Annotated in this window: 17 protein-coding genes; 13 read left to right on the forward strand and 4 right to left on the reverse strand. The window is 35.3% G+C overall.

Features of this window, described 5'->3' with window-relative positions; genetic code table 11:
- Nucleotides 1-126 precede the first annotated feature (126 nt).
- Both J7604_RS02795 and J7604_RS02800 read left to right on the forward strand, forming a co-directional pair.
- Complete coding sequence (locus J7604_RS02795) at nucleotides 127-1,908, forward strand: glycoside hydrolase family 9 protein (protein WP_293890699.1); 1,782 nt, start codon at nucleotides 127-129, stop codon at nucleotides 1,906-1,908.
- A gap of 158 nt (nucleotides 1,909-2,066) precedes the next feature.
- Nucleotides 2,067-2,639, forward strand: coding sequence for a hypothetical protein (locus J7604_RS02800; RefSeq protein WP_293890702.1), 573 nt, complete (start codon nucleotides 2,067-2,069; stop codon nucleotides 2,637-2,639).
- Between the two features lie 251 nt (nucleotides 2,640-2,890).
- On the opposite strand, the gene J7604_RS02805 is transcribed toward J7604_RS02800, so the two are convergent.
- On the reverse strand, nucleotides 2,891-3,295 hold the full coding sequence (locus J7604_RS02805; RefSeq protein ID WP_293890705.1) for a hypothetical protein: 405 nt from the start codon (nucleotides 3,293-3,295) through the stop codon (nucleotides 2,891-2,893).
- Nucleotides 3,296-3,350: 55 nt separating this feature from the next.
- On the opposite strand from J7604_RS02805, the gene J7604_RS02810 reads away from it, so the two are divergent.
- Nucleotides 3,351-5,759 carry an aminotransferase class I/II-fold pyridoxal phosphate-dependent enzyme gene (locus tag J7604_RS02810; protein WP_293890708.1) on the forward strand — a complete coding sequence of 803 codons (2,409 nt, stop codon included), beginning with the start codon at nucleotides 3,351-3,353 and terminating at the stop codon, nucleotides 5,757-5,759.
- Between the two features lie 144 nt (nucleotides 5,760-5,903).
- On the opposite strand, the gene J7604_RS02815 is transcribed toward J7604_RS02810, so the two are convergent.
- On the reverse strand, nucleotides 5,904-6,554 hold the full coding sequence (locus J7604_RS02815; protein WP_293890711.1) for a PAS domain-containing protein: 651 nt from the start codon (nucleotides 6,552-6,554) through the stop codon (nucleotides 5,904-5,906).
- 303 nt (nucleotides 6,555-6,857) lie between these two features.
- Between J7604_RS02815 and J7604_RS02820 the strand changes: the two genes are divergently transcribed.
- The 7 genes from J7604_RS02820 to secG all read left to right on the forward strand — a co-directional run bounded on the left by J7604_RS02820 (nucleotide 6,858) and on the right by secG (nucleotide 15,257).
- Nucleotides 6,858-8,528, forward strand: a complete 1,671-nt coding sequence (locus tag J7604_RS02820; RefSeq protein ID WP_293890714.1) for a L,D-transpeptidase family protein — start codon at nucleotides 6,858-6,860, stop codon at nucleotides 8,526-8,528.
- An 89-nt stretch (nucleotides 8,529-8,617) separates the two neighbouring features.
- A complete protein-coding gene (locus J7604_RS02825; protein WP_293890718.1) occupies nucleotides 8,618-10,231 on the forward strand; it encodes a L,D-transpeptidase family protein in 1,614 nt (537 codons plus the stop codon).
- 86 nt (nucleotides 10,232-10,317) lie between these two features.
- Complete coding sequence (gene miaB / locus J7604_RS02830; RefSeq protein WP_293890721.1) at nucleotides 10,318-11,772, forward strand: tRNA (N6-isopentenyl adenosine(37)-C2)-methylthiotransferase MiaB; 1,455 nt, start codon at nucleotides 10,318-10,320, stop codon at nucleotides 11,770-11,772.
- A 21-nt stretch (nucleotides 11,773-11,793) separates the two neighbouring features.
- A complete protein-coding gene (locus J7604_RS02835) occupies nucleotides 11,794-13,065 on the forward strand; it encodes a sigma-54-dependent Fis family transcriptional regulator (protein WP_293890724.1) in 1,272 nt (423 codons plus the stop codon).
- Nucleotides 13,066-13,100: 35 nt separating this feature from the next.
- Nucleotides 13,101-13,646 carry an LptE family protein gene (gene lptE, locus J7604_RS02840; protein WP_293890727.1) on the forward strand — a complete coding sequence of 182 codons (546 nt, stop codon included), beginning with the start codon at nucleotides 13,101-13,103 and terminating at the stop codon, nucleotides 13,644-13,646.
- Nucleotides 13,647-13,667: 21 nt separating this feature from the next.
- Nucleotides 13,668-14,894, forward strand: coding sequence for a hypothetical protein (locus tag J7604_RS02845; RefSeq protein ID WP_293890730.1), 1,227 nt, complete (start codon nucleotides 13,668-13,670; stop codon nucleotides 14,892-14,894).
- Nucleotides 14,895-14,900: 6 nt separating this feature from the next.
- Nucleotides 14,901-15,257 carry a preprotein translocase subunit SecG gene (secG, locus tag J7604_RS02850; protein ID WP_293890733.1) on the forward strand — a complete coding sequence of 119 codons (357 nt, stop codon included), beginning with the start codon at nucleotides 14,901-14,903 and terminating at the stop codon, nucleotides 15,255-15,257.
- Between the two features lie 83 nt (nucleotides 15,258-15,340).
- Here secG and J7604_RS02855 read toward each other — a convergent pair whose 3' ends face one another.
- A complete protein-coding gene (locus J7604_RS02855) occupies nucleotides 15,341-16,060 on the reverse strand; it encodes a hypothetical protein (protein WP_293890736.1) in 720 nt (239 codons plus the stop codon).
- A gap of 255 nt (nucleotides 16,061-16,315) precedes the next feature.
- Here J7604_RS02855 and groES point away from each other — a divergent pair, with 255 nt between their 5' ends.
- From groES to J7604_RS02870, 3 genes are all read left to right on the forward strand, one after another.
- On the forward strand, nucleotides 16,316-16,597 hold the full coding sequence (groES, locus tag J7604_RS02860; protein ID WP_293890739.1) for a co-chaperone GroES: 282 nt from the start codon (nucleotides 16,316-16,318) through the stop codon (nucleotides 16,595-16,597).
- Nucleotides 16,598-16,653: 56 nt separating this feature from the next.
- Nucleotides 16,654-18,288 carry a chaperonin GroEL gene (gene groL, locus J7604_RS02865; protein ID WP_293890742.1) on the forward strand — a complete coding sequence of 545 codons (1,635 nt, stop codon included), beginning with the start codon at nucleotides 16,654-16,656 and terminating at the stop codon, nucleotides 18,286-18,288.
- A 108-nt stretch (nucleotides 18,289-18,396) separates the two neighbouring features.
- The gene (locus J7604_RS02870) at nucleotides 18,397-18,771 is read left to right on the forward strand and encodes a hypothetical protein (protein WP_293890746.1); all 375 of its coding nucleotides are present in this window, start codon (nucleotides 18,397-18,399) and stop codon (nucleotides 18,769-18,771) included.
- 254 nt (nucleotides 18,772-19,025) lie between these two features.
- Here the strand turns inward: J7604_RS02870 and J7604_RS02875 are convergent, their stop codons facing one another.
- Nucleotides 19,026-20,375 carry a POT family MFS transporter gene (locus J7604_RS02875; RefSeq protein WP_293890749.1) on the reverse strand — a complete coding sequence of 450 codons (1,350 nt, stop codon included), beginning with the start codon at nucleotides 20,373-20,375 and terminating at the stop codon, nucleotides 19,026-19,028.
- Between the last annotated feature and the right edge of the window lie 7 nt (nucleotides 20,376-20,382).

Consider the following 20,382-nt stretch of genomic DNA (forward strand, 5'->3'; position numbering starts at 1 on the left):
TACAGGAAAGAGTTGAAAATTAGTATATTTTTTCCCTTATAAAAGTACTTTTAAAGGTAAAAGACAGAAATTTTTGAACTATATTTATAAATTATTAAATATTTTATCCAAATAAGGTAAAAAACTATGATTAAATTGGTAAATATCAAAAAGTTAGCACTTTTTTCTCTTCCAATTCTATTACTTACTCCGGAAGCACAGTCGCAATCAAAACTTACGGAAGATATCCGCCTGAATCAGGTAGGATTTTATCCATCTGGTCCTAAAACAGCAGTCATTGTAGATGCACCTTCAGACAAATTTTATGTAATAAAAGAAAATCTGAAAGATACAGTTTTTACAGGGCAGTTAACCCCTAGTGTTATATGGGAACATTCTAAAGAAAACGTTAGCAAAGCTGATTTTTCCAAATTTAAAACTCCAGGTTCTTACCGAGTATTTGTACCAAAATTAGGATATTCATTCCCTTTTGAAATTAAAGACCAGGTTTTACTTCCTGTAGCCAAAGGAAGTATCAGAGGATATTACTATCAAAGAGCTTCTATCGACCTTCTCCCTGAATTTGCAGGAAAATGGGCAAGACCTGCGGGTCACCCAGACAACAAAGTAATGGTTCACGGATCTGCAGCTACAGCGACACGTCCTGAGAAATTCGAAATCTCCTCTCCAAGAGGATGGTATGACGCAGGTGACTACAATAAATATATTGTAAACTCAGGTATAAGCACATACACATTACTTTCTATTTATGAACATTTCCCTAAGTTTGCTGATACATTAAAACTGAACATACCGGAAAGCAAAAACAACATACCTGACCTTCTTGACGAGATTCTATGGAATGTAAGATGGATGATGACTATGCAAGATGAAGATGGTGGTGTTTACCATAAATTAACCAACCCAAGCTTCGATGGCTACATCATGCCTGCAGATGCCAAAGCTCCAAGATATGTAGTTCAGAAAGGAACAGCTGCATCTCTTGACTTTGCAGCAGTAACTGCCCAGGCATCAAGAGTATTTGCCAAATACAAAAAAGAACTACCAGGTCTTTCTGATTCTCTATTAAAAGCAAGTGTAAAAGCTTATACATGGGCTAAAAAGAACCCTAATATCGAATACAGACAAACTTCAGTAAATCAAAAATTCCAACCAGGCATCAGAACAGGTGAATACCCAGATACAAAATTTGAAGATGAGTTTCAGTGGGCTGCTATAGAACTCTTTGTTACTACAGGCAAAGGCGCATATTTCGAAGAATCTAAACTTGAATATGCTTTATCAGGTACCTATTCCGTACCTAACTGGGCAAACGTGTCTACTCTGGCTCTTTATACCATTGCACAAAACACCAATAAACTTGCTGAATTTGAAAACATCAATCCTGATGTCATTACCAATAAAATCTTGACCACGGCCAATAAGTACAAAGAAAATGCTCAAAAATCCGCATACGGAACGGCAATGGGTACATCAGGAGGAGATTTTAACTGGGGAAGTAATAGTAATGCTGCCAATCAAGGTGTACTATTAGTTCAAGCTTATTTAATAAGTAAAGATAAAGCATATCTGGATGCGGCTCAAGCTAACATGGATTATCTATTGGGAAGAAATGCAACTACATATTGCTTCCTAACTGGATTTGGAAGCAAAAAAGTAATGCATCCTCACACCAGACCTTCAGAGGCTGATGGTATTGAAGATCCGGTTCCTGGCCTTCTTGCTGGTGGTCCGAACCCAGGCCAGGAAGATAAGGCTGACTGCCCAGGATCTGTATATACATCAACAGCTCATGCAAAATCTTATATCGATCACAAATGTAGCTATGCGTCCAACGAGATTGCAATCAACTGGAATGCACCATTTGTATATTTAAGCTTTGCATTAGAAGCTTTAAGAGGTAAATAGATACTTTCAAATAATATAAAAGGTTTAACAAACCTAGCAAGAGGCTAAAGATCAATTCTTTAGCCTCTATTTTTTTTCTCCAATCAACAACCTGTAATATTTATCTGTTACTTTTTTGAATAGGTGTATATTCTTCAAAATTTAATCTTTTTTTGGGTATGGATAGATTTACAGCGGATGTTAGAAACAATTACAATAATTATTACCTGCTTTTCTCAACAATGGGGTCCGTGTGGCTTTTAGCAGGTTGTTTAGGCGCATATAACTACCCTCATTTGGCTATGCTTGCATTGCTGGGTGGAGCTACATTATTTCAACCAATTTACAGAGTTGTAAGAAAGACCTTTGGAATAAAACAAACTAAAACAGACCATCCCCTAAGGATGCTCACAACCCTGCTGGCAATAGGAATGCCACTTGGAGTAACTGTCGGTTTTTTCCCGTTCAAAGAAAACATGAACTTGTTTTTTCCGGCTTTCAGCCTGCTATTTGCAATGATCTTTGGTATTATCGGATATATATATAAGATAAAATCATTTATCATTCTAGGATTAACCAACATGGCCGGAAATGTCTACATTTCTCACTTCTATTTTGACCACTTTGCCTTTGCCGGCCTGTTTACAGGTATTTTACTACTGGCAACTGCAAGCGCAGGAAAAATTTACGGAGAAATTGACTTGAGATATATTTCATTAAAGAAGAAAATTAAAATTCCTCAGGGAAATTAAAAAGGGCCCGAAAGGGCTTTTTTTATATATGAAACTAGGCGTAAAAATCCTAACACTAATAAAAATCATTAAAAAAATCCACCAATATTACTTCAAAAAATACATCAAACCACAAACAAGATCCCTAAATAACTCAAAACATTCTAAATAAAACACAATTAACTAATTGTCAGAAATTTAACGTCATATACTCGTTAAATAGCCTAACACTTCAATACTACAGATCAAATGTAGTATTTATCACATAAACGCTATTTTTTATAAGTATTCAACCACTCTATTGCTCTCGACTTTGTTCTAAATAACTCAGTTTTAACCTTAGGTTTATCAAGCAACAAATACAGACGTCCACCATAAAATGCAACATAACTATGCATCAAAAATGCTGATGCACTTATAAATTGCAAGGAATGAGGACTTGAAAACAACCTCCTTGTCTCATTATCTACAGACTTAAGATTTGCAAAATCAACAAACAAAGGCATTGTAACGCCATTGGAAACTTTCAACCTATCCTCTATTACCCTCTTTGCTACCTGGGGAGTAAGAGATGTAATGTCAGGTTTAAAAACTTCCATTAAAATTCCATCCTCAATCCAGAATTCTGCAAATTCATTTTCAAAATATGAATTTTTAATCATCTTTTTTTCAACCATATCCGTATAAACTTTTGATAAAACCTTACACCTAACTAAAACTAAAATCTAAATTATGAAAAATGTTCTAGAACTCATTAATGAGATTGTAACAAATGGAAAAAATCGTGGGGTTGGGCAGTTTACTACAGAAGATGAATTTTATGACGGAAGAATTATTACCGTTGAGGGAAATAAGCTAATTAACTTTGGTTCTTGCAGTTACCTTGGTCTTGAACTAGATCAAAGACTTAAAGATGGAGCCATTGAGGCGATAAAAAAATTTGGCGTACAATTTTCATGTTCCCGTACATATATGTCATGTACATTATATAGAGAACTTGAAAGTCTGGTCAGGAAAATTTTTGATGCCCCAGTAGTATTATCAACTTCTGTTTCACTCGGACATCATGCAGTGATTCCTGTAGTGGTAGGAGAAAATGATGCTATAATAATGGACCAACAGGTTCATGCAAGTGTTCAAGATGCAGCTATAAAAATGAAAGCAAAAGGAGTCTTTGTCACAATTGTTAGGCATAATGACATGGATGAACTAAGAAAAAAAGTAACCGAACTTAGCCATTCATATAATAAAGTTTGGTACATGATGGATGGAGTTTATAGTATGTATGGCGACTTCGCTCCAATGGAGCAAATTTCCGAAATGTTAAAAAGTCACAAAAAATTCCATATTTATGCAGATGATGCTCATGGATTAGGTTGGATGGGACGACATGGACGCGGATATGTACTCAATCAGATAAACCTACATCCTAAAATGATTGTAGCCACTTCGCTTAATAAAGCATTTGCAGCCGGTGGAGGTGCTTTTGTAATTCCGGATGAAGAACTTTGCCAAAAAGTAAGAAACTGTGGAGGTGCATTTATTTTTTCAGGACCACACCAGATTCCGGTTCTGGGAGCCGGCATAGCATCCGCTAAAATTTTATTATCAGATGAAATTTACGATAAACAAGCTGCACTTGCCGAAAAGATAGCTTACTGTCATGAACTTTTGGAAAGTCACAACCTACCTGTAGTATCCAACCCCAAAACTCCAATATTCTTTATAGGATTAGGATTGGTAAGAGTAGGCTATAATCTGGTTAAAAGAATGCTTGGAGAAGGTTGTTTTGTAAATATCTCGGCCTTTCCTGCAGTGCCAGAAACCTGCACAGGAGTTAGATTTACCATTACATTGCACCATACCAAAGAAGATATTGAAAAACTTGTAAAAGGACTAGCATACCATTTTCCAAAAGCTCTTGAAGAAGAAGGCAGAACTATTAATGATGTTTACAGAGCATTTAGAAGAATAGCTAATTTTAAGGAGAAAGAGGAAATCTCAATTCCTACATCAACGTCAGGGTTTTCAATTCAATATGAACACTCCATTTCCAAAATCGACAAAAATCTTTGGAATAAACTTTTAGGAACAGAAGGAATTATCGATCACGAAAGCCTTGAAATAATGGAAAGAAGTTTTTCCCAAAACTTTGAACCGGAAAATAATTGGAACTTCCATTATTATATTATAAGAGACAAGATTGGCATACCGGTACTTGCTACTTTTTTCACAACAGCTCTAACAAAAGATGATATGCTTGCTCCCCCTGAATCATCAAAAATTATTGAATCTGGAAGGCAAAAAAATAAATATTTCCTAACCTCAAAATCCCTGATCATGGGTACATTGCTTACTGAGGGTAAACATATGTACCTTAATCAAAATCATAATGAATGGCAGAAAGCATTAATGTTATTACTCGACACTATCTGGAAGCTTCAGGATACAGAAAAAGCCGTCGTTTTAAACCTAAGAGATTTTTACAAAAAAAATACGGATCTATATAATTTCTTTAAAGACCAGGGGTTTATTCCTGTTCCTCTTCCTGACACACATGTAATTGAAAATTTCAATTGGAAATCTGCTGATGACTTCATTGATCAGGTAACTAGTGAGAAACGCTACTATATTAAGAAAAGGGCCCAAAATTTTGAATCTTTATATGATGTAAATATTATTACTAATCCTTCTGAAAATAGGATTGACGAATACTATGAGCTATATAAAAATGTAGCGGCAAAAAGTTTCGTTTTAAATACCTTTTTACTTCCTAAAAAACTATTCCTGAATATGGCAAAGAAAAATTCGTGGGAATTTATTGAACTAACCATAAAAGGAACCAATCATCCTGCAGGTATTGCAATTTGTCATAAGTCTGCAACAGAGTACTGCTTTCTGCTCACAGGAATGAACTATGAATTTGTTGATTCTCATAATTTATACCCTCAGATACTTTGGCAAATAGTTAAAAGAGCTGGTGACCTGAATGTTCCGACTGTTTCTCTAGGATTTACTGCTTCACAAAATAAAAGGAAATTTAATGCTAGTGTGATTGAAAAAATTGGTTTTGTTCAAATGAAAGACAGCTTCTCTGTTTCATTCATCAATACCCTTGCAGGTGGCGGAAAAGCAGCCTAAAAGCGGAAACCCTAAAGCTAAAAGCTAAAAGCTGAAAGTTTAAAGTCTCAAAATGACATTTTAAACTTTCAGCTTTTTTAAGTCGTGAGATTAAATTTTATGAATATTATGTGTATATCATATTTAAGCTTTGTGCTTTCTGCTTTAAGCTTTTAACTTTATCAAATAAATGATATTCTCTACCTTCCCTGCCTGCATAATTAAAGAAACATTCAATACAGAAGAGATCAAACTACCATTCCATCGAAATTGAATAGGAATATTATTAAGGCTGCCATCCCACAGCATCAATTCCTCAATATTGCAATAGTTTTCAATTATTGTCTCAATTTTTTGCCCAATCAAAGTCTCTTCCTTAAAATCAGTCAGATCTTTAGCAGTTGAATTGGCAAAAAATATGTTCCCATTTATTCCTGTAATGAAAATAACTCTGTCTTTATTTTCCATTACATCAATAACCTTATGAACTCCATGTTTTGAAAGGGAATTTTCAGCAAGCTGCTCATTAATCATATTTATCCCTAAAGTCAAGAAGCTTAAAAAATCATGCTTAAAGCCAATATCCGTCGGCAGTCTTTTACTGAAATCGTGTAAAGCCATAGAAGCAAACACATCTACCATTTCCTCATAAATAGTATCATATTTCCCCAAAATAAAATCAACTTCCTGAAGCATTTCAAAAATTTTGGTTTTATTCTCAGGTTTGATGTTTTGCTCTTCAAGGATTAGCTTTTTTAACTCTTTTAAAGTTTCAATTGTAAATGCTTTGTCCGAATCAAAAATGTTATCCTTCATTTCAATTAATAGTTAAGTACTGATTAAAAATATAAACTAGAAGATAAACAGGCCCTTATAAAAGACAAGTATAAAACGTTAATTCCTTAAAACCAAATGATTCCCACAATTTTATACCAAATATCCGATTAAAAATCACTGAAAAAAACAGAGTAAAAATATATCGTATTTTTATTCATTAAGATTTTACTCTTCATTCTCCTTACTTACTGAAAACTCATTTTCCCCTATTGTAGTTATTTATTTGAAGGGCATTTATTTGGATGTCTATGGTATCTGTGTCGACTAGAATTTATATTTCTGATGAGGGCATTATCAATAGTTTTTTTCTTACTTTTTTTGAATTCATGTGATTCTAAAAAAACAACTACTTTTCAGAGAGACTACAATGACAGTGTCTCATTCAACATTGTGATGCCAGAACAAATCACAATTTCTCACACTGAAATAAAAAACTTTATTAAGAAACATCCGGAATACCACCCCTTTCAGAAAAAACTGGAAAAATTTTACATGCGAAGGAACTTCCAGCCAGCCTGGTCAAAAGACTACAAGTTCATTCCTCAGGCACAAATGCTGGTAAATTATCTCAACCATATGAACAAACATGGCTTGCGAACCGACAGTGCAAATCTGATCGCATTAAAGGATGCCATAAAAAAAAGTAATGACGCACAATGGTTTAGATTTAAAGACAAGCAGGAGACGTACACCTATGCTGATATTCTGTTGTCTGCTTCTTTTTTTAAGGATTCCCAAAAGATCTGGAGAGGCCACTTTAAAAACGATGATTTGGAAAACTTATGGAAAATCAAACACAAAAAAGTAAAGTACGGCAAAACCCTTGATTCCATTCTGTCTTCTAACTCTAGCGATCCTTTTTCTGAGTTTGAACCGTTACATAAAGATTATAAAGAGCTCAAGACTGTACTAAATAAATATGCAGAAATTGCCGGAAACGGCGGATGGCCTACTATCAATCCCCAAGGCAAGGTACTAATCAAAGGAGATATTGATCCTGAAATTATACAGCTGAGAAAACGACTATATCTCTCTTCAGACCTTAGTCATTTTGAAGATAACAAAACCTTTGATCGAGAACTTGAGCAAGCTGTTATGCATTTCCAATACAGACACAAGCTGAAAGAGGATGGCATAGTCAAAGGTGAAACGCTTAAAGAAATGAATGTCCCGGTCGAAGATAGAATAGATCAGATTACGATCAATATGGAACGCTGGAGATGGGTACCTGAAGAGCCTTCGGAAAAATACATACTCGTAAATATTCCTGAATTTAAAATGCATATTTTCGAAAAGAACTCCGAAATTTTTAACATGAAAGTTATCGTAGGCAGAAGCGGAGCTTACACACCTATTTTTAGCGACCAGATAGAAAAAATAGTTATTAATCCATCCTGGATAGTACCCGCTAATATCGCGGTAACAGAGCTTGTACCTTTGATCAAAAGAGATACTAGCATACTTTCTAAGCAAAATATAGAAATCTATACAGATTATTCGTTTAACACAATGGTTAAGCCTGACTCCATAGACTGGCTTAATCTTGACAGTCAAAAATTCAACTATGTGTTAAAGCAAAAACCGAACTTCTACAATCCATTAGGACATATTAAATTTTTATTTCCCAACGAATACGATATATACCTGCATGATACTCCATCGGATTATCTCTTCGAGGAAAGTGAACGAAACTTTAGTCATGGATGCATAAGAATCGAAGATCCTGTATGGCTAGCTTCTTATCTCTTGAAAGATGAACCTGATTGGAATAAAAAGAAACTTTATCAGGCTATTTACAGACAGGAGGAAAAAACCATTTTATTAAAGAAAAAACTACCCGTTTACATCCTTTACTTTACTACATGGGTTGATGAGAAAGGAGCTATCCATTTCCTAAAAGATATCTATGACCACGACAAACAGCTCAGATCTATTCTGGAATCAAAAGAATAATTTCCTAAATTGATCCCGAAAAATTATTAACCGTTTAGATATTTGTGAAATCAAAGCAACTCCTAGTTCTACTTTTCTCACTCCTCAGTATGATTTTATTTTCCTGCAAGGGAAAAGTTAATTCTCAAAAAAAAGTACATTCCGTAAAACTTCCGGGTATTGAGAAAACAGATGAGAACCTTATAAATCTATATTTTCACAACCAACCTGAAGACAGCATTTGGAAGGAAGATGTACATGCTTTTTATAAGAAGAGAAATTATAAACTTGCCTGGTCATATAAAGGAAAATTCATTCCACAGGCTAATTATGTCATCAATATGATCAAGCATATTGATGAAGAAGGATTCTCTATGGAATGTTTTCCTACCAATGATATTTGGCATCATTATATTCAGCTTTCCGACTATCAGAAGTCTATACAACCTGAACATATAAAGGCCAGAGAAGAATTTGACATTTTCCTTTCCATAACTTTTTTTAAATATGCACGGAAAATCTGGGCAGGTATCAACAATCCGGAAAAGTACGATTGGTTTATCTCCAAAAAAACAATAAACGAAAGAGAACTACTAAGCTCCGTTCTCAAAGCAGACCTGGACAGCAATTTTTCTGCATCCAAATTCCATCCATTGCACAAACAATATAATCTATTAAAGAAAACACTTATTGAATACCGAAAAATAGCTCGTCAGGGAGGCTGGGGAAATATTGCCAAGAGCACTTATAACATTAAACCAGGTGATACTTCTGAAATTATAAAGCAACTGCGTTATCGACTTTCTTTTGAAAACAAAACATTAAAAGTAGATACAAGCTCATATTTTGATTCGACTTTGCTAAAAGCTCTAAAGAAATTTCAGTTCTGTCATGGTCTTGATACAACAGGAATTCTGGATCCTTTCACTACGGACGAACTGAATATTCCGGTTGAAAAAAGAATCTTACAAATCTCCGCAAATATGGAAAGATGGAGATGGCTTCCGGAAAAAGGCGGAGACCTTTATTTGGCCATTAATATTCCTGAGTATGCCTTACATGTATATGAAGATAATAAACATGTATGGCAAATGAATGTCATTGTAGGAAAGACGTTATCGCATACTCCAATATTTTCAAATGAAATTCAATTTCTCGTATTTAACCCTTCCTGGAACGTACCCAAAAGTATTGCGATTAAAGAATTACTTCCAATGCAAAAAAAGGATCCTGCTTATTTATCAAGCCATCATATGCAGATTTTCCTTGGAAATAAGCTGAACAACCCTGTACATCCCGATAGCATCGTATGGCATTCGATCAACGAACAAAATTTCAATTTAACCTTCATACAAACACCTGGCCCTGAAAATCCATTAGGCAAAGTGAAATTTTTATTTCCTAATACCTTTGATGTTTACCTTCATGATACTCCCTCCAAATACCTTTTCACACAGAAAGAAAGAGGATTTAGCCATGGATGCATTCGTTTGGAGGAACCCATGAAGCTTGCTCAATACCTTTTAGAACAACAAGGCATGTGGAAAGAAAAAGAAATTAACAAACTGCTGGGAAAGGAAAAAGAGGTATTTATGAAACTCAAGAAAAAAGTACCTGTTTATATAGTATACTTCACCACCTGGATGGACGGTAAAGAAAATGTCCATTTTAGAAAGGATATTTACGGTCTGGATAAGAAACTTATTGACGAACTGAACTTTTAATCCTGATTTTTAGGTTAATAAATATTAAATCTGCCAAACTGTCAGTTTGAAATAAATTTCTTATCTTTGCAAAAATAAATTATTAAATGGAAGACAGGATCAATCATAAGGAATCAATGACAGCAGAGGAAAAAGCCGCCTGTGACTTACCTAGAATTAGTACTGAACAAAATACTGGTAACAAGAGAAAATTATATATAGAAAGCTACGGTTGTCAGATGAATTTTTCTGACAGTGAAATCGTGACTTCTATTATGCATAAGAACGGTTTTGATACAACCAACAGCATGGAACTTGCTGATGTGATTTTTATCAATACCTGTTCTATTAGGGAAAATGCCGAGCAAAAGGTAAGAAACCGTCTTGCCCAGTTTAACGCTTTGAAAAAAAGAAAGCGATCACTCACCATCGGTGTTTTAGGGTGCATGGCAGAAAGGTTAAAATCCAAATTTCTGGAAGAAGAGAAAATTGTTGACCTCGTTATAGGGCCAGATGCTTACAGAGACCTGCCTAATTTAATGGCAGAAGCAGATGAAGGAAATAAAGCCGTTAATGTCTTTTTATCCAAAGAAGAGACTTATGCTGATATCAGTCCGGTAAGGTTAAATTCAAATGGAGTCAGTGCATTCGTATCCATTATGCGAGGCTGTGACAACATGTGTTCATTTTGTGTTGTTCCTTTTACGAGAGGCCGCGAGCGCAGCAGAGACCCTCAGTCTATACTAAAAGAAACCCGAGAACTTGTAGAACAAGGCTATAAAGAAGTAACTCTTCTTGGCCAAAATGTTGATTCCTATAAGTGGCAATCAGAAGACGGAAGCGAAAAAGTAAACTTCGCTCAGTTACTTGAAAAAGTAGCGCTTGTCACTCCAGATCTGAGAGTAAGGTTCTCAACTTCACATCCAAAAGACATTACAGATGAAGTACTTTACACAATCAAAAAGTATGAGAACATCTGTAACTACATACACCTTCCTGTTCAAAGCGGCAACAGCAGAATACTGGACTTGATGAACCGTACTTATACCAGAGAGTGGTACCTAGACAGAGTAAAGGCTATAAGAAATATTATCGGTGAAGACTGTGGTATATCGTCAGATATGATCACTGGATTCTGCACCGAAACAGAAGAAGAGCATCAGGAAACGTTATCTCTTATGGAAGAGGCAAAGTTTCATTTTGCATATATGTTTGCCTACTCTGAAAGACCTGGAACCCTTGCTCAGAAAAAGTATGCTGACGATATTCCAGAAGAAACCAAAATGAGACGACTTACTGAGGTAATCAACCTACAGCAAGAGCATTCTTTATATAGAAATAAGGAAGCGTTGGGGAAAGTACACAAAGTACTTGTTGAAGGAGAATCTAAAAAGTCAGATCTGGAATATAAAGGTAGAAACTCTGAAAACACAGTGGTAGTATTTCCTAAAGGAGATAGCAAAATTGGTGATTATGTGAATGTACTTGTGACAGACTGTTCGCTTGCCACTCTTTTTGGAGAGATTATTGAAATAATTCCTTCTTCAACAAAAATCAGTTAATTAAAATCGAAGGGAGAATCCGTGAATCTGAATGAAGAAATACAAAGCGTAAAGCAAAGATTTGGGATTATTGGCAATGCTCCTGTTTTAAATCATGCAATACAGGTCGCTATTCAGGTAGCACCGACTGATATGACAGTTTTGATTACCGGAGAAAGTGGTAGCGGAAAAGAATCCTTTTCCAAAATAATACATTCCCTAAGCTCTCGTAAACATGGGCAATTTATTGCCATTAACTGTGGTGCAATTCCAGAAGGTACTATAGACTCTGAACTATTTGGTCATGAGAAAGGATCGTTTACAGGAGCCCATGAAGCCCGAAAAGGATATTTTGAAGTAACTAACGGAGGTACTATTTTTCTTGACGAAATAGGTGAAATGCCGGTAGGAACGCAGGCCAGACTCTTAAGGGTACTTGAAAATGGTGAATTTATAAAGGTAGGTTCTTCCAAAGTTCAGAAGACAAATGTAAGAGTTGTAGCCGCAACCAACGTAGACCTATATCAGGCAGTGGAAAAAGGGAAGTTTCGTGAAGACCTGTATTACAGATTAAATACAGTGCCCATTTTCGTGCCTCCACTGAGAGATCGTGAAGGCGACAAAGAATTACTTTTTAGAAAATTCGCTGCCGATTTTGCCGATAAATACAAAGTACAGCCGATTAGGCTCAATGACGAAGCAAAGGTTGCCCTTAACAACTTTAGATTTCCGGGGAATATTCGTCAGCTTAAAAATATTGTTGAGCAAGTCTCTGTTCTGGAAACCAATAGAGATATCACTAAAGAGACTTTATTAAAATATCTTCCTGAGCCTCACAGTGGCATTCCAGCGGTATATAATAAAGATAAGAACAAAACCGACGATTTTTCAGAAAGAGATATTCTCTATAAAATTCTTTTTGATATGAAGAAAGACATGACGGAGTTAAAAAAACTCGTTTTTGACCTTCTTCAAAATGAAAATTATGGCTCACAGATGATCAAAGATCATCCTGACTTGTTTACAGGAATCACAGAAGAGATATATCCCAGAGAACAACGTCCGGCTAAGTTTTTGCTTCCTCCTCCTCCCGAAGAGCATATACACGAACATGCACCTATTGAAATAGAAAAAATAGAGGATGCAATTCAGGAATCGGAAGAAGAATCTCTTTCTCTTGAAGACAAGGAAAAAGAGATGATTTTAAAGGCTCTAAAAAGAAATCACAATAAAAGAAAAAATGCTGCACGTGACCTTGGCATTTCCGAACGAACATTGTACAGGAAATTAAAGCAGTACGAAATCGAAGAATAATTTTGATTTAATAAAAGAATTTTGAATATAGTATCATGAATAAATTTATCCCTGCCAGAAACCTGTTTAAATTAAGCATCAATGCACTTATTCTGGTATTTATTCTTTCTTTCCTTACAGGTTGTGGCGTATATTCCTTTACTGACGGAAGAATTCCTCCGGAAGTAAAAAATATTTCTATTCTGAATTTTCCAAATGACGCAGGTAACGGTCCTCCTACTCTTTCTCAGAATTTCACTGAAAAACTAAGAAGCTACTACCAGCAAAACTCTAACCTTGTTTTAGTAAAAAGTAATGGAGACTGGCAACTTGAAGGACGAATAGTTGGTTATAACATTACCAATGCTGGAATTCAGGCTAATGAAATTGCCGGTATCAACAGATTGGTCATCAAGATCGAAGTAAAATTTATTAATACACTGGATGAAAAGGCAAGCTTTACCAATGTATTCACCAGCCCGCCTACAAGCGGTGACTTTCCTGCCAATCAGTCATTGTCACAAGTTGAAGGAACATTGGTAAACAAGATGCTGGACCAGATGGTATTGGATATCTTCAGCAAAACAACTTCCAACTGGTAAAATTTTAAACACCAGATAATATTGAATAAGCAACGTTTCATAGATTTAATCACAAACTCCACGGAAGTTTCTTCTACAGATCTCAAAGATCTTGAAGAAGTCGTGAAGATTTTTCCTTACTGCCAGGCAGCACATATCCTGTTTGCCAAGGCTTCCTATGAAACAGACAATATGCTTGCTGAAAAAAGAATCCGAAAAGCAGCGGCCTATTCTTTTGACAGGAAAAATCTAAAAAAGATTATTCACCATTCTAAGTATTCTTTTAAATCAGAGAATAAATCATTTAATCCTATAGTGCAGGCTCCTGCACCGGAAAATCTTCTTGAAGAAAAAGTACTCATTGAAGAAATTGAAGAAGAAAACATTGCCATTAGTGAAACAGCAAATGAAACTTCCAGCATTGCTGAAGAGGAAAAAGCCGAACTGATTTCTGAACCACCTAGTAATGACAAAGCGATAGTTGAGGATGAAAAAGAAAGTCCTCCTCAAATAAAAAAAGCTGCTCCGGTTGAAACTGAAAAATATTCCCCTCCTACAGGGCAGGTTATAACGAATTCAAAAGAATTCTTCGAAGACCTTCAGAAAAACCTGCAAGATCTCAGAAAACTGAAAGAAGAAGCTGCCAGAGATAATTCTATCAATACAGAGTCCAAAGAAGAAAAACCTACTTCTGGTCCTCTTCCAACCGTCCAACCAGCGGTAATGCCTGAAAAAAAATATGCTTTTCCTGAAGACAAAATATTAGAAGAACTTTCTCAGAAAGAAGCATTTAAAGGCAAAAACAAAATCAATATCGAGAAATTCCCTTGGGAAAAAGTTGAAATCTTTTTAAAGAAAGAAGAAGAGAAAAACGCTTTTCTTGAGAAAAAAATCATCGAAAAAAATATTGATAATGAGGAAATCAGTAATAATGATGCAGATTTGCACATTCAATACCTTGAATTCCTTGATAGAGGTAGAAAACAGCTTGATAAAAAGCAAGTTGAAAATATCATAGACAAATTTATAAAAGAGGATCCGACAATTCCTCCATTAAATCCAAGAACTATTGCTGAGGAACAAGAAGACCTATCTGCAAAATCTGGCGTAGAATCCAAAGGATTGATATCTGAAAATTTTGCTAAAATTTTGATAAAACAAGGTAAAATTCAGAAAGCCATTGATATTTACACACAATTAAGTTTGAAAAATCCTGAAAAAAGTACTTACTTTGCAGGCCTTATTAATGAATTAAAAAACGAAAAATAATTTATAATGGAAATTTTAGTCACGGTTTTAATATTTATTGCCTGTTTTTTCCTTGTTGTTCTGGTACTTGCGCAAAATTCTAAAGGTGGTGGTCTTTCCGGAAACTTTGCAGGTGGTTCTACTCAATTCATGGGTGTGAAAAAAACCGGTGATTTACTTGAAAAATTAACTTGGGGATTTGCAATAGCACTAGTTGTTCTTTGCCTTGGCATTAATCTTCTTTACAAAAACAATGTTGAAGATAATGATGGAGGTATAAACAGTGTGAATGTTGAAAGAGCTCAGGAAGGAAATAAACTGATGCCTAAAGCTCCGGGAGAAGGTCAGGAAAAAGCTCCTGCTAAAAATGATACAGCTAAATAATGCTATTGTAAAAAGAATAAAAAAAACGCCTCTAAATCAGAGGCGTTTTTTTTTATCTCTACCATAATAGTTCTTACTTTAATTTATTGAGCTTCGGAATAAAGCTTTTTTACTAGCAATCTTTTGGTTATCGGCATTACAGTTTCTTCAAAAGGATAGTTTATTTTTGAATTCACTAGAAAGGTAGCGGGGTTGGGTAACTTTTTATACTTTTTAATCAACTCCAATTTTATATTTTCAAAAGTATTCCCAATAGTCTTACTTATACTTTCGACAAAGTGTGTATGAATTCCTCTGTATTTAGCTTCTGCTGTTTGAAATAACGTCACCTGATACTCATAAACCTGCGTTTCACTTCTGTTATTTGTATGAAATAAAAGGTATCCAGCATCCAAATTAAGAGGAGACAATCCTATCGGACTTATTGACAGCTTGTCTTCAATCTCTTCATAAATCTCCTTTCCTTCCACCAACTGATCTTTAAGTTTAGGTATTGCGAACAAAACAATTTCCTCAAGTTCCCTCATAATCTTGTCGTCATTGACTAATTCCTCATAGATGACTTCTAGCTTTTCGAAATCAGCACTAGAAATTTGTTTAGGAAAATGTTCCTTCAGAAGCTGTTTATTTTCCTTTAAACGCAAAAGATTCTGATAGTGAAAAAGTAGATCGGAAAGGAATGGATAAAGTTTTTTTTCATTAAAGCTTCCCTTTACATCGTGAAGGTAAGCGAGGAGCATATATTTTTTATACTCAAAATCTATAAGTCCTTCTGTCAGCCAGTTTTTATTTAACTCTTTCATAATCCCAAAAAAGTTATACTAGATATACGATTTCAATGCCATTTTGTTAGCTCTCACATAATTTATCCAATTCTCCTCAAAAAACCAAATGAAAAAATGACAGGTTTTAAAACAAAAAAGGCAGATCTTGGTTTAGTTGCCTCACCGTTCACTGACAAATCTTCAGCTTTTTACCTCTGGCACAGGAAATGCAGAACTGGCAGTATCCAAGAATTAAATAACTTTTAAACGTATAAAATTAAACGCTTTAACAAAATGAGTAACAACGTAAATATCAGACCACTAGCAGACAGAGTTTTGATTCAACCTGCTCCTGCTGAAGAAAGAACCGCTTCTGGTATCATTATTCCTGATACAGCTAAAGAAAAACCTCAAAGAGGATCTGTTGTTGCAATTGGAACAGGGAAAAAAGATGAGCCTCTGACTGTAAAAGTAGGCGATACTGTTCTTTACGGTAAATATTCAGGCACTGAGATCACCATTGATGGAAAAGAGTATCTTATGATGCGCGAAGCAGATATTTTCGCAGTTCTTTAATCACTTAATTGTCTAAAAGCAAATCAATTACAAAAACCAAAAAAATTAAAAATACCATGGCAAAAAATATATTTTTCGATACTGAAGCCAGAGAAAAACTGAAAAAAGGTGTAGATGCATTGGCGGATGCTGTAAAGGTGACATTAGGACCAAAAGGAAGAAATGTAATCCTTGACAAAAAGTTCGGTGCTCCAACAGTTACTAAAGACGGTGTTTCTGTTGCGAAAGACATTGAATTAAAAGAACCAATCGAAAATATGGGTGCACAACTTGTAAAAGAAGTGGCATCTAAAACTGCTGATGCTGCCGGTGATGGTACTACTACTGCTACTGTACTTGCTCAGGCTATTTTTAACGCTGGTATTAAAAACGTAGCAGCAGGTGCAAACCCAATGGATCTTAAAAGAGGTATCGACAAAGCTGTAGAAGCTATCGTTGCTGATCTTAAAAGACAATCTAAAAAAATCGAAAGCTCTCAGGAAGTAGCTCAGGTTGCTACAATCTCTGCCAACAACGATGAGGAAATTGGTAAAATGATTGCCAATGCTATGGATAAAGTGGGCAAAGACGGAGTTATCACTGTAGAAGAAGCTAAAGGGACAGAGACTGAAGTAAAGATCGTTGAAGGTATGCAATTCGACAGAGGATACCTTTCTCCTTACTTCGTAACCAACGCTGATAAAATGGAAGCTGATCTTGACAATCCTTTCATCCTTATCTACGACAAGAAGATCTCTTCAATGAAAGAACTTCTTCCAGTATTGGAGCAAGTAGTTCAAACAGGAAAACCATTGTTGATTATTTCTGAGGACCTTGATGGCGAAGCTCTTGCTACTCTTGTTGTAAACAAAATCAGAGGTGCATTAAAAATTGCTGCTGTAAAAGCTCCAGGCTTCGGAGACAGAAGAAAAGCAATGCTTGAAGATATCGCAGCATTAACTGGTGGAACAGTAATCTCTGAAGAGAGAGGATACAAACTTGACAACGCTACTCTTGATTTCCTAGGTACTGCTGAAAAAATCATTGTTGACAAAGACAACACTACCATTGTTAACGGTGCTGGTCAAAAAGAAGAAATTAAAGCGAGAATTAATCAGATCAAAGCTCAGATTGAATCTACTACTTCTGACTACGATAAAGAAAAACTTCAGGAAAGACTTGCTAAGCTTTCAGGTGGTGTAGCTATCCTTTATGTTGGCGCTGCTACTGAAGTTGAAATGAAAGAGAAAAAAGACAGAGTTGATGATGCATTACATGCAACAAGAGCTGCTGTTGAGGAAGGTGTTATCCCTGGTGGCGGTGTAGCTCTTATCAGAGCTAGTGCAGCACTTGATAATTTAAAACTATCTCACGAAGATCAGATCACTGGTGTACAAATCATCAGAACTGCAATCGAAGCTCCATTAAGAACTATCGTATTCAATGCAGGTCTTGAAGGTTCTGTAATCGTTCAGAAAGTAAAAGAAGGACAAGGTGATTACGGATACAATGCCCGTGATGACAGATATGAAAACATGTTTGCAGCTGGTATCCTAGATCCTACAAAGGTTACAAGACTAGCTCTTGAAAACGCTGCTTCTATTGCTGCTCTTCTTTTAACTACAGAATGCGTAGTTGCAGATCAGCCAGAAGAAAAAGCTGCTCACAGCCACATGCCTCCAATGGGTGGTGGAATGGGCGGAATGATGTAATAGCCTGTTTTACAAAACAATAACAAAAATACCTCTGTTAAATTAACAGAGGTATTTTTTTGTTATTTACAAAAGGATTAAATTTACAATGTTAAACCTTTTAAGTTTATGGTTCATCAAAATGTGACGATGAATTGGGTTTACGAACACTTCCTTGCTTATTTGCATTTAAGCATTGCGGACTGTGATTGTATCGTATCCCAAAAAGAGCTGAGCAATCTTTCATGTTTCACTCTTCTTAAAAATCTAAGCCCTGAAAGAGGCTTAAAGCTTGTAAAAGAGGTCTATATAGAATTTCTTTCTCACACGGAAGAAGAAAAGAGGGCTTATATCAGGGAGAATGTCTCCAAATTTCTCCGCACAGATTCCATTAAAAACAGAGTAATAGTCGATTTAGAAGACGCTGTCGTTCAAAAAGATGAGGAAAGTGAAGAATATATCATGTTTAGATATATCAGAAAAGTGATCAATAATTGTAAATAGCCAATCTCCCCTTTCCAATTTACACCTCTCATACTTTTCAGGGGAAAAGTATGCTTTTATAATTAAAGCGACCTGATACTTAACAGTATTGCTGCAGTGATAACCATTATTAGAGTCAGCAGGTCAAAATCCGGTAAATTTGATTTTAAGAAATTAAAGTTCATTTCTTTTCTACTTTGTTTTTTACAACACAAAGGTAGAATGCTAATGTAAACTTATTGTAAGCCTAAAATTAAAAAATCCTTTTTCCCAACTTAACTCACAGCCTTACGGACATGTGATTGTTCTTTATATTTAAGTCCCACAAAAATAAATATAACAGCTGTAATCAACATAAGTCCGGAAAAAAACCAGAAGTATGCAGGACCAGCTAACTTTGAAGTTTTATCAGGATTCTGAATAAACCAATTTATTAAAGCTGTAAACAAACTTCCCAGAGAAACCGAAAGTAGGAAAAAACCCATGATAAGTGATTTCATATCATTTGGAGCTTGAGTATATGAAAACTCCAACCCAGTTCCATAAATCATTACTTCTGATATAGTAAGGATCAAATATGCAAAACACTGCCATAAAATCGAAATATCTTTTCCTGCATAAAGGCTTGTTTCCATATACGCAACAATGGCGAATGAAGAAGCACACACAAACATGCCTATCGTAATTTTTCTTAATGAAGTTAAATTCATAAACCTCCCAAGAAAAGGATATACAACCAAATCAAATAAAGGCACCAAGATTAATACAAAAATCGGATTTAAAGCCTGAACCTGATCAGGAAGAATTTCAATTTTATATCCAAATAATTCAAATGATTTAATCATATGTGGATTCATAGCTTGAATCACCCATGAAGAACCTGTCTGCTCATATAATGACCAGAAGACTGCAATAAAAAGATATATCACAACAAGTCCTCCCAGTGCCTTCATCCCTTCTTTACTAAGTATCTCTTCTTTATATTTTTTCCAACCAACAGGAGGTATAACTGCATATTTTGATCTACCTAACCAAAATATCACAGTAGCTAAAAGCATTAAAGCTCCAGGAACGCCAAAGGCTACGGAAGGACCAAATCTTCTCAGAAGGATGGGTGTAAAAATGGTTGAAACAAAAGCACCCATATTTACTGATAAATAAAAATAGTTAAATATTTTAGGTAATAAGTCTTTATTCTCCTCTGTAAACTGATCTCCTACATTCGCAGATACACATGGCTTAATACCTCCTGAACCAATTGCTATCATTGTTAATCCGAAAGAAAGTCCAAGTCTGGTTTCATCCAGAGACAGTGCCAAGTGGCCTAAGCAGTATATTATAGAAAGAGAGATAATGGTTTTGTATTTTCCCCATAAAATATCAGAAAGTAAAGCTCCTAGAATTGGGAAAAAATAGTTAGCACTCACAAACATGTGATACCAAAATTTACTTTCCTCTCCAGACATCACATCAAGGTTTCCTGTACTATCCATTAAGTATTTGGTCATGAAAACAGTAAGAATAGTTTTCATCCCGTAATAACTAAATCTCTCAGCCAGCTCATTACCTATAATATATGGTATACTCTCTGGCATTCCTTTCCTTCTAACTTCTCTACTGCTCATAAAAAAT

It is taken from the genome of Sporocytophaga sp., assembly GCF_017745095.1.
Lineage (GTDB): Bacteria > Bacteroidota > Bacteroidia > Cytophagales > Cytophagaceae > Sporocytophaga.